Source organism: Acidocella sp. (genome assembly GCF_013044125.1).
Taxonomy (GTDB): Bacteria; Pseudomonadota; Alphaproteobacteria; order Acetobacterales; family Acetobacteraceae; genus Acidocella.
In genome coordinates this window covers 1-9,489 of sequence record NZ_JABEVC010000147.1, presented here as the reverse complement: position 1 = coordinate 9,489, position 9,489 = coordinate 1, and the positions used below count along the sequence as shown (strand labels likewise).

At 63.1% G+C, this 9,489-nt stretch carries 9 protein-coding genes and 1 pseudogene; 3 read left to right on the top strand and 7 right to left on the bottom strand.

Going from position 1 to position 9,489, the window contains the following annotated elements; genetic code table 11:
* The 3 genes from HKL97_RS09170 to HKL97_RS09160 all read left to right on the top strand — a co-directional run.
* Nucleotides 1-796: O-antigen ligase (locus HKL97_RS09170; protein ID WP_291424606.1), on the top strand; the 796-nt coding region annotated here is incomplete at its 5' end.
* Nucleotides 797-867: 71 nt separating this feature from the next.
* Nucleotides 868-1,914 carry a glycosyltransferase gene (locus tag HKL97_RS09165; RefSeq protein ID WP_291424604.1) on the top strand — a complete coding sequence of 349 codons (1,047 nt, stop codon included), beginning with the start codon at nucleotides 868-870 and terminating at the stop codon, nucleotides 1,912-1,914.
* Between the two features lie 46 nt (nucleotides 1,915-1,960).
* Nucleotides 1,961-2,923, top strand: a complete 963-nt coding sequence (locus HKL97_RS09160; protein ID WP_291424602.1) for a GTP-binding protein — start codon at nucleotides 1,961-1,963, stop codon at nucleotides 2,921-2,923.
* Nucleotides 2,924-3,079: 156 nt separating this feature from the next.
* Here the strand turns inward: HKL97_RS09160 and groL are convergent, their stop codons facing one another.
* The 7 genes and pseudogenes from groL to HKL97_RS09125 all read right to left on the bottom strand — a co-directional run.
* A complete protein-coding gene (groL, locus tag HKL97_RS09155; RefSeq protein ID WP_291424601.1) occupies nucleotides 3,080-4,732 on the bottom strand; it encodes a chaperonin GroEL in 1,653 nt (550 codons plus the stop codon).
* Nucleotides 4,733-4,759: 27 nt separating this feature from the next.
* Nucleotides 4,760-5,077, bottom strand: coding sequence for a co-chaperone GroES (gene groES, locus HKL97_RS09150; RefSeq protein ID WP_284259012.1), 318 nt, complete (start codon nucleotides 5,075-5,077; stop codon nucleotides 4,760-4,762).
* 183 nt (nucleotides 5,078-5,260) lie between these two features.
* Nucleotides 5,261-6,136 (bottom strand): 3-hydroxybutyryl-CoA dehydrogenase, encoded by an 876-nt coding sequence (locus HKL97_RS09145; RefSeq protein ID WP_291424598.1) that lies wholly within the window; start codon nucleotides 6,134-6,136, stop codon nucleotides 5,261-5,263.
* On the bottom strand, nucleotides 6,133-7,062 hold the full coding sequence (locus HKL97_RS09140; protein WP_291424596.1) for an FAD-binding protein: 930 nt from the start codon (nucleotides 7,060-7,062) through the stop codon (nucleotides 6,133-6,135). Before HKL97_RS09140 ends, HKL97_RS09145 begins: the two co-directional genes overlap by 4 nt.
* Before the next feature lie 2 nt (nucleotides 7,063-7,064).
* Entirely contained in the window at nucleotides 7,065-7,814 is a 750-nt protein-coding gene (locus HKL97_RS09135; protein WP_291424594.1) for an electron transfer flavoprotein subunit beta/FixA family protein, read from the bottom strand.
* A 237-nt stretch (nucleotides 7,815-8,051) separates the two neighbouring features.
* Nucleotides 8,052-9,209, bottom strand: coding sequence for a pyridoxal phosphate-dependent aminotransferase (locus HKL97_RS09130; RefSeq protein ID WP_291424592.1), 1,158 nt, complete (start codon nucleotides 9,207-9,209; stop codon nucleotides 8,052-8,054).
* Between the two features lie 21 nt (nucleotides 9,210-9,230).
* Nucleotides 9,231-9,489, bottom strand: a pseudogene (locus HKL97_RS09125) (gamma-glutamyltranspeptidase); the annotation flags it as partial.

Below are 9,489 nucleotides of genomic sequence, written 5' to 3'. Positions count from 1 at the left end.
GGTTTTGTCGATGCTGGGCAGGCGCGAGACCGCGTGGCAAGGGGCCGCTTGGCGCGCGGGAGCGGTTGCGCTCGCGGGGCTGGGGGTGGTGACCGCCGTGCTCATCGGCCAGCGCATGGGGGTGGTGCTGAGCGCGGTTGGCCTGACCGGCGCGGCGCTGCTGGTGCCGCAACTGCGCCGGGTGGCGCTGGGGCTGGTGCTGGTGGCTGCGCTGGTGCTGTTGGCGACCCCGGTGATCTCGCCGCCGACCTACGCCAAGCTGGTCGGCGAGACATATGTTAATCTGCGCCATTTCACGCTCAGCCCTTATGGCGAATTGTTCACCCGCGCGAGCGTGATGGGGTTGCAGTCGCCCTGGCATGGCTGGGGGTATAATGGTTTCCGCGTGTTGTGCCCACTGGCGCGCTTTGGCGGCGGGTTGCCGGCGCTGGGCATTGCGCCGACCGCGCTTGGGCTGGGGGCGTGCAATCTGCATCCGCATAATTTCTACTTCCAGGCGTTCGTGGATGCGGGGATTCCCGGGGTGGGCCTGTTTGTTGGCATGATTGCGGTATGGCTGGCCACGCTGGCCCGCGGACTCTGGGGCAGGCCGGAGCCGTTGCGGGTGGGGCTGCTGATTGCGGTTGTCACCTTCGTGTGGCCGTTTGGCTCGGCCGACGAGTTTCCGATTTTATATATGTCCGGCTGGCTGTTTTTTGTGTTCGGGCTGGCGCTGGCGGCAAGGGAAGAGGCGGTGACCAGCTGGGGGAGGCGTTTGCCGGTTGACACATCCAAGCCGCTACGGCACCTCGGCTAAATGGTCAGATTTCCACCGCATGAGTGCATTTTTTTGGAGTTTCCCGCTAATTTGAGGCGGGAATAGGCGCGATGCTGCGGATTGTTCATGTTGCGTATTTCCCAGTCTCGCTGAGCCGGCGCAATCAGCATTCAGTGGAGATCAAGCTTTCCAATGGCTTCACCCGTAATGGCCATGCGGTGTTCAACCTTTCTGACCGCGATATCGCCCGGGCGGCGGGCTTTGGGCATTACCGGCTGGGGCGGCGCACGGCCAACCAGGTGTTGCGCGAGTTCTGCCGCGAGCACCGGCCGGACCTGCTGGTGCTGGGCCATGCGGATATGATCTGGGCGGAGACGATTGCCGCGATTCGGGCGGATTTGCCGCAACTGCGGGTGGTGCAGTGGAATGTGGACCCGTTGTTCGAGCCGGGGAATGTGGCGCGGATTCTGAATACGATCGATGTGGTGGACGCAACGCTGATTTCCACCGCCGGGCCGGCGCTGGAGCAATTCCGCAGGCCGGGCCGGCTGGCCGGGTTTTTGCCGAATCCGGTGGATGTATCCGTTGAGCGCGCGCGGATGGACCAGGTGGCGGCGCCGGCGTTTGATGTGATTTACGCCTGCGGCAACCCGCACCGGCCGCTGCGGGTGGTGTGCGGCCAGTCCTGGGATATGGAAGCGTTTACGCAAGCGCTGCGCGCGCAAGCGCCGGGGGTGAGCATTTTGACGCCGGGGATGTTCGGCCAGAAACTGCTGTTTGGCGCGGCGTATCAGGATGGGCTGGAGCAGGCGGGGATTGGGCTGAACATCAGCCGCCGCAGCGATTATTTTCTCTACAGCTCGGACCGGCTGGCGCATCTGATGGGCAACGGGCTGCTTGCCGCGATCGAACGGCAGACCGGGTATGACCAACTGTTCTCCGATGATGAGATGATCTTTTTCTCCTCGCTAGGCGAATTGGCCGAGAAACTGACGTTTTACGCGGGTGCGCCGGTGGCGCGCATGGCGGCGGCGGCGGCGGGGCGGACGAAATATATCGAGCTGTTCAACGAGCGGCGGGTTGCGGAATATGTGGTGGAGGCGGCGTTTGGGCGTGTCGCGCCGGGCGATTATCCCTGGCCGGATGTTTTGCGCTAAAAGTACCTATATATGGGGCCAACGCAATAAAACTGGATGTTTGAATATGGCTGATTTGATTCCCGTGACCGTGCTTACCGGCTATCTGGGGGCGGGCAAGACGACGCTGCTGAACCGGATTCTGACCGAGCAGCATGGCAAGAAATACGCCGTGATCATTAATGAATTCGGCGAATTGGGTGTGGACAACGACCTTGTCGTGGATACGGATGAAGAAGTGTTCGAGATGAACAACGGCTGCATCTGCTGCACGGTGCGCGGCGATTTGATCCGAATTGTGAACGGCTTGATGAAGCGGGCGGACAAGTTTGACGGGATTATCGTGGAGACCACGGGGCTGGCGAACCCGGCGCCGGTGGCGCAGACGTTTTTTGTCGATGAGGATGTGAAGGCGAAGACGCGGCTGGATGCGATTGTGACCGTGGTGGATGCCAGGCATTTTCTGGCCCGGCTGGAGGATGCGCCGGAAGCGGCCGACCAGGTGGCGTTTGCCGATGTGATCGTGCTGAACAAGCTGGATCTGGTGAGCCCGGAGGAACTGGCGAAGGTGGAGGCGCGGATCAGGAGCATCAACCGGTTCGCGCAAATCCATCATGCGACGCGCGGCGATGTGGCGATTGATAAACTGCTCGGGCTGAATGCGTTCGATTTGCAAAGAGTGCTGGAGAGCGTGCCGGATTTTCTCGAGGAGGATTCGGAGCATACGCATAACGAGCACCTGACGAGCATCTCGCTGGAATGCGCCGCGCCGTTGGATGCGGAGAAATTCCAGGCGTGGATTGGGCATATTTTGCAGACGCAAGGAGCCAATTTGCTACGGACCAAGGGGATTTTGGCGTATAAGAACGAGGACCGGCGGTTTGCCTTTCAGGCGGTGCATATGATCGCGGATGGGGATTTTATCAGCCCGTGGAAAGAGGGCGAGATGCGCACCAGCCGGATTGTGTTCATCGGGCGCGATTTGAACCGGCCGCAGCTGCGGCGCGGGTTTGAGAGCTGCGCGGCCTGAGCACGCCGCCCGCAGGCATGGTGATGAAAAAAGCCCCGGCGTTTCCGCCGGGGCTTTTTTTTGGTCCAAACGTTATGGGCTGGATTATTATGATAAGAGGCTGATTCACGCTTTCGGCTGCCGCGCTTGCGCGCGTCAGCCTCAAACGATCAGACTCTAGAAATCCATATCGCCCATGCCGCCCATGCCGCCCATGCCGCCGCCGGGCATGCCGCCGGCAGCCTTCTTCTCGGGGCGCTCAACCACACCGGCTTCGGTGGTGATGATCAGCGAGGCCACGGAAGCAGCATCCTGCAGGGCGGTACGCACAACCTTGGTGGGGTCGATGATGCCGGCCTTGACCATGTCCTTGAACTCGCCGGACTGGGCATCGAAGCCGTAGGAGTAGTCGTCCTTGTCCAGCACCTTGCCGGCAATGACCGCACCATCTTCGCCGGCGTTCTCGGAGATCTGGCGCAGGGGCACCTGGATCGCCTTGCGGACGATGTCGATGCCGACGCGCTGGTCTTCGTTGTCGAACTTCAGCTTGGCGAGGATGAGCGAGGCGCGGGCCAAAGCGACGCCGCCGCCGGGCACGATGCCTTCTTCAACGGCCGCACGGGTTGCGTGCAGGGCGTCGTCAACGCGGTCCTTGCGTTCCTTGACCTCAACCTCGGAAGCGCCGCCGACGCGGATGACCGCGACGCCGCCAGCCAGCTTGGCCAGACGTTCCTGCAGCTTCTCACGGTCGTAATCGGAGGTGGTCTCCTCGATCTGCGCACGGATCTGGGTGACGCGGCCGGTAATGTCGGCCTTCTTGCCAGCGCCTTCGATGATCGTGGTGTTTTCCTTCTCGATGAGGATCTTCTTCGCGCGGCCCAGCATGGCGAGGGTCACGGTCTCGAGCTTGATGCCCAGATCCTCGGAGATGACCTGGCCGCCGGTGAGGATGGCGATGTCTTCCAGGATGGCCTTGCGGCGATCGCCAAAGCCCGGCGCCTTGACGGCGGCGATCTTGAGGCCGCCACGCAGCTTGTTCACAACCAGGGTTGCCAGGGCTTCACCCTCGACGTCCTCGGCGATGATCAGCAAGGGCTTGCCGGTCTGCACGATGGCTTCGAGCAGGGGCAGCATCGGCTGCAGGCCGGAGAGCTTCTTCTCGAAGATCAGGATGTAGGGGCTGTCCAGATCCGCGATCATCTTCTCGGGGTTGGTGATGAAGTAGGGGGAGACATAGCCGCGGTCAAACTGCATGCCCTCGACGACGTCCAGCTCGGTCTGGATGCCCTTGGCTTCCTCAACCGTGATGACGCCCTCGTTGCCGACTTTCTGCATCGCCTTGGAGATCATCTCGCCGATCTCGGTCTCGCCGTTGGCGGAAATGGTGCCAACCTGGGCGGTCTCGGAGGGGGTGGTGATCTTCTTGGTGCGCTTCTTCAGCTCTTCGACGACGGCGGCAACCGCCTTGTCGATGCCGCGGCGCAGGTCCATCGGGTTCAGCCCGGCGGCCACGGCCTTGACGCCCTCACGCACGATCGCCTGGGCGAGCACGGTGGCGGTGGTGGTGCCGTCGCCGGCGAGGTCGTTGGTCTTGGAGGCGACTTCGCGGATCAGCTGCGCGCCGAGGTTCTCGAACTTATCGGAAAGCTCGATTTCCTTGGCGACGGTCACGCCGTCCTTGGTGATGCGCGGGGCGCCGAAGGATTTTTCGATGACCACGTTGCGGCCTTTGGGGCCGAGCGTGACTTTAACGGCATTGGCGAGGGTGTCGACGCCGCGCAGCATGCGGTCGCGGGCATCAGCCCCAAAACGTACGTCTTTGGCAGCCATATGGTGATTCCTTAAATATGTGTTTTATCAGGCTTTTTTCTTCGGGGCGGCGGGCGCCTCGATGATGCCGAGAATGTCGGATTCCTTCATGATCAGCAGGTCTTCACCGTCGATCTTGACTTCGGTGCCGGACCATTTGCCGAACAGAACGCGGTCCCCCGCCTTGACGTCCAGGGCCACGATGGCGCCGGCTTCGTTACGCGCGCCAGCACCGGCGGCGACGACTTCGCCTTCCATCGGCTTTTCCTTGGCGGTGTCGGGGATGATGATGCCGCCTGCGGTCTTTTCTTCGGCGTTAAGCCGGCGGACCACAACGCGGTCGTGCAATGGGCGGAATTTCGCCATCGGGATCGCTCCTAAACTGATAAGTCTTAAAAGCTCAGCAACCTGTCCGGCCCGGCACGCGGCACCGCGGTTGCTAGCACTCCCATGTTGAGAGTGCCAGCTTTCTAGGAGGTGGGCGAATGGAAGTCAAGAATATTGGCACTCGTGGTGGAGGAGTGCCAAACGCGCCGCGCGGCCGCCTTTTCAGCGGGCAGGTTTTGGCGGGGTCACTGAATAATCGTAGAAACCGCGGCCGGATTTGCGGCCGTACCACCCGGCTTCGACGTATTTGATGAGCAGCGGGGCGGGGCGGTATTTGTCTTCGCCGAGGCCGTTGTGGAGCACGCGCATGACCTCCAGCAGCGTATCCAGGCCGACGAAATCAGCCAGTTCGAGCGGGCCCATCGGGTGGTTGGCGCCGAGTTTCATGCCGGAGTCGATGGAGGTGACGGTGCCGACGCCCTCGGCCAGCGCGAAAATCGCCTCGTTGATCATGGGGCAGAGGATGCGGTTGACGATGAAGCCAGGGGCATCCGCCGCCGTGGCAATGGTTTTGCCCAGCGATTCGGCCAGTGCATAAATGGTGTTGTAGGTCTCATCCGAGGTGGCCATGCCGCGGATGACTTCCACCAGCTTCATCACCGGCACCGGGTTGAAGAAGTGCATGCCAATGAATTTATCGGCCCGGCCGGTGATGCTGGCCAGTTTGGTGATGGAGATGGAGGAGGTGTTGGAGGCGATGATGGTGTCCGCCCCGATGAGGGGAACGAGCGCCTTGTAGATGGCTTCCTTGATCTCCTCGCGCTCGGGCGCAGCCTCGATGATGATCTGGGCGGTGCCGAGGGCGGTGTAGCTGGTGGCGGTGACAAGGCGGCTCAGCGCCTCGTCCTTCGCCTGGGCGGTGAGGCTGCCCTTGGCGATCTGGCGGTCCATGTTTTTGCTCATGGTTGCCAGGGCCTTGGGCAGGGCGGCTTCAAATGTATCCACAAGGGCGACATGATAGCCAGCGAGCAGGCAGGCATGGGCAATGCCATTGCCCATGAGGCCGGCGCCGATGACGCCGATATGCGTGATTTTCATAGCGCTTTTTCCAGCTCCGGCAGGATGGTGAAGAGATCTCCCACCAGGCCGTAGTCGGCGACTTGGAAGATCGGGGCGTCCTCGTCCTTGTTGATGGCGACGATGACCTTGGAGTCCTTCATGCCCGCCAGGTGCTGGATGGCGCCTGAGATGCCGACGGCGATGTAGAGATCCGGGGCGACGATCTTGCCGGTCTGGCCGACCTGATAATCGTTGGGGACGAAGCCGGCGTCCACCGCCGCGCGGGAGGCGCCGACGGCGGCACCGAGCTTGTCGGCCACCGGGTCCAGCAGTTTGGTGAAGTTCTCGCCGTTCTGCATGCCGCGCCCGCCGGAGATGATGATCTTCGCGGCGGTGAGCTCGGGGCGCTCGGATTTGGAGAGTTCGGAGGAGATATATTTCGACTGCGCCGCCACGGCGGTGACACTCAGGGTTTCAATGCTGGCGGAACCGCCTTCGGGGGCCGCGGGGTCAAACGCCGAGGCGCGCACGGTGATGACTTTTTTGGAGTCGGAGGATTTGACCGTGGCGAGCGCGTTGCCGGCATAGATCGGGCGGATGAAGGTATCGGCATCAACCACGCCGGAGATGTCGCTGAGGGGCTGAACATCGAGCAGGGCGGCGACGCGCGGCAGCACGTTTTTGCCAGCCGCCGTGGCGGCCTGGAAGATGTGGGAATAATTCCCCGCGAGCGAGACGATGAGGGCTGAGAGCGGCTCGGCCAGGCCATGGGTCAGCGAAGCGTCGTCAGCCACCAGAACCTTGGCGGCGCCGGCGATTTTGGCGGCCGCGGCGGGGGCGTTGCCGACGCCGGAGCCTGCGACCAGCACATGGACTTCACCCAGCAGCGCCGCCGCGGCGACGGCCGAGCGGGAGGGTTGCTTGATGCCGTGAGTATCGAAGTCGAGAACAACGAGTGAGGTCATGATCAGATCACCTTCGCTTCATTACGGAGTTTGTCGAGGAGGGCGGCAACGTTGGCCACCTTGATGCCGGCCTTGCGAACCGGCGGCTCGGAGACGCTGAGGATGGTCAGGCGCGGCGCGGGGTCAACGCCCAGATCTTCGGGCTTCATCACGTCGATGGTCTTTTTGCGGGCCTTCATGATGTTGGGCAGCGAGGCGTAGCGCGGCTCGTTCAGGCGAAGGTCAGCGGTGATGACGGCGGGCAGGGTGAGGGCGAGGGTTTCCAGGCCGCCATCAACCTCGCGGGTGACGGTGGCGGTGCCATCGGCGATCTCAACCTTGGAGGCGAAGGTGCCCTGCGGCCAGCCCAGCAAGGCCGCCAGCATCTGGCCGGTGGCGTTCATGTCATCGTCAATCGCCTGCTTGCCCAGGAGGACCAGCTCAGCGCCTTCCTTGATCGCCAGCGCCTTGAGCATTTTGGCGACGGCCAGGGGTTCCAGCGCGGCATCGGTCTCGACCAGGATGCCACGGTCAGCGCCCATGGCCAGCGCGGTGCGGATGGTCTCCTGGCACTGGGTAACGCCCAGCGAGACGGCGATGATTTCCGTGGCGACGCCCTTCTCCTTCAGGCGGACGGCTTCCTCAACGGCGATTTCATCAAACGGGTTCATCGACATTTTAACGCCGGCGGTCTCAACGGCCGTATGGTCAGACTTGACGCGGACCTTGACGTTGTAATCAACCACTCGTTTCACGGCGACCAGCAGTTTCATGGTTCTGTTCTCTACCTCGGTTATGGCGCCCTTGGCGGGCGTGTCACTGATATTGGATGTTGTGACGATGGGAAAGTACTCTAGCACACAATCTTTGGTCTAGGATTGCTAGTGTCCCGCTTTTGAAGTTCGTAACATCGAAACATCTTCCCTCACGGGACACTAGCGCTTTGTTTTCAGTGGCCTGCTTGTCCCTTCCGTCCGCTATGAGATGCAGCGGACTTCAGGGGCAGGGCACTAGGGTTGGAGGCGGCACAGGCGGAAAATCGCTTCCTCTATGTCCGGTAAGGCGGCGCAATAGCTCATCCTGAAAAAATCATGGCCCCTTTTGGCGTCGAAATCGTAGCCGGGTGTAGCGGCAATATCGGCTTCGTCAAGCAGCCGGGTGCAGAAGGCAGCGCTGTTGGCGGCGCGGCCGGCGCAGCTTGCGTAGAGGTAAAAAGCGCCGTCAGGCGGAGAAATTTGGCTGAAACCTGAGGCTTTCAGGCCGGTGAGCAGCATCTGGCGCGCGGTGGCGTAGCGGGCGCGGTTGGCCTCCAGCTCTGGCGCGCAGGCAAAGGCGGCCTGGGCGGCGACCTGTGAAATATAAGAGGGTGAGACGAAAAAATTGGCCGCCAGACGCTCCACCGGGCGGACCAGCTCCTCGGGGCAAACCATCCAGCCGACGCGCCAGCCAGTCATCGAGAAGTACTTGGAGAAGGAGTTGATGACGATGGCGCTTGGCGAAAACTGAGCGGCGGAGGCGATTGGCTTGCCGTAGGTCAGGCCGTGGTAGATTTCATCGGAGATCAGCCGGATGCCGTTGCTGTGGCAGTAGCGCGCCAGGGCTTTGAGATCATCGGGGGCGAGCATGGAGCCGGTGGGATTGGCCGGGCTGGCGAGGATCAGGCCATCGGGCTTGCGCTCCAGCGCATCCAGCATGGCGGGCGTGGGTTGAAAGCCGGTTTCGATGCCGCAGGGGAGGATCAGCGGCTTCAGGCCCAGCGCGGTGGCGATGTTCACATACGGCGGGTAATAGGGCGCGGCCAGGGCGATGGTGTCGCCAGGGTCAAACGCCGCCAGAAACGCCAGAGGAAAGGCTCCCGACGCGCCAAAGGTCACCGCGATGCGGGAGACCGGCACCTCGGTGGCGTACCAGCTCTGGATATGCGCGGCGATGGCCTCGCGCAGGGAGGGCAGGCCCAGGGCCTCGGTGTAGCCAAGTGGCTCACCGCTGCGCAGTGCGGCCTCGGCGGCCAGGCGCGCGCCCATCGGCAGGCCGGTGCCGGGCTGGCCAACCTCCAGGCGCAGGATTTTGCGCTCGCCCGGCTGGCGGGCCTGCACGCGGGCGTTGGCTTCGGTGATGACCTCCATCACCCGGAACGGCGGAACCGCCCGGCCGGTGCCGATTTTCATGGCGGCGTCCCGCAGGCCGGTTCAGCGCCCGCCGATGGCGAGGCCCTGGCCGTGAGGGTCAGCGGTGGCGCTGCAGCTGGCCTCGCCGCCGGGGACGCCGCGGGGGCAGGTGATGGCATTGGCGCGCGAGATGGCGCCCTGGCCGGTGCCGGTGGCGGTGGCGCGGAAGGTGCCGGTGGCGGTGGAGGTGACGCTGGCGGCGAGAATGGCCGGCTGGCTGGGACGCGGGGGGGCGGCGAGCAGGATGCCGGTGCCGGGCGCGATGCGGCCGGTGCCGAAG

What these genes read in the sequence shown, in the direction of transcription:
- HKL97_RS09165 (WP_291424604.1), top strand. Translation starts at nt 868, where the DNA reads ATGCTGCGGATTGTTCATGTTGCGTATTTCCCAGTCTCGCTGAGCCGG.
- HKL97_RS09160 (WP_291424602.1), top strand. Translation starts at nt 1,961, where the DNA reads ATGGCTGATTTGATTCCCGTGACCGTGCTTACCGGCTATCTGGGGGCG.
- groL (WP_291424601.1), bottom strand. Translation starts at nt 4,732, where the DNA reads ATGGCTGCCAAAGACGTACGTTTTGGGGCTGATGCCCGCGACCGCATG.
- groES (WP_284259012.1), bottom strand. Translation starts at nt 5,077, where the DNA reads ATGGCGAAATTCCGCCCATTGCACGACCGCGTTGTGGTCCGCCGGCTT.
- HKL97_RS09145 (WP_291424598.1), bottom strand. Translation starts at nt 6,136, where the DNA reads ATGAAAATCACGCATATCGGCGTCATCGGCGCCGGCCTCATGGGCAAT.
- HKL97_RS09140 (WP_291424596.1), bottom strand. Translation starts at nt 7,062, where the DNA reads ATGACCTCACTCGTTGTTCTCGACTTCGATACTCACGGCATCAAGCAA.
- HKL97_RS09135 (WP_291424594.1), bottom strand. Translation starts at nt 7,814, where the DNA reads ATGAAACTGCTGGTCGCCGTGAAACGAGTGGTTGATTACAACGTCAAG.
- HKL97_RS09130 (WP_291424592.1), bottom strand. Translation starts at nt 9,209, where the DNA reads ATGAAAATCGGCACCGGCCGGGCGGTTCCGCCGTTCCGGGTGATGGAG.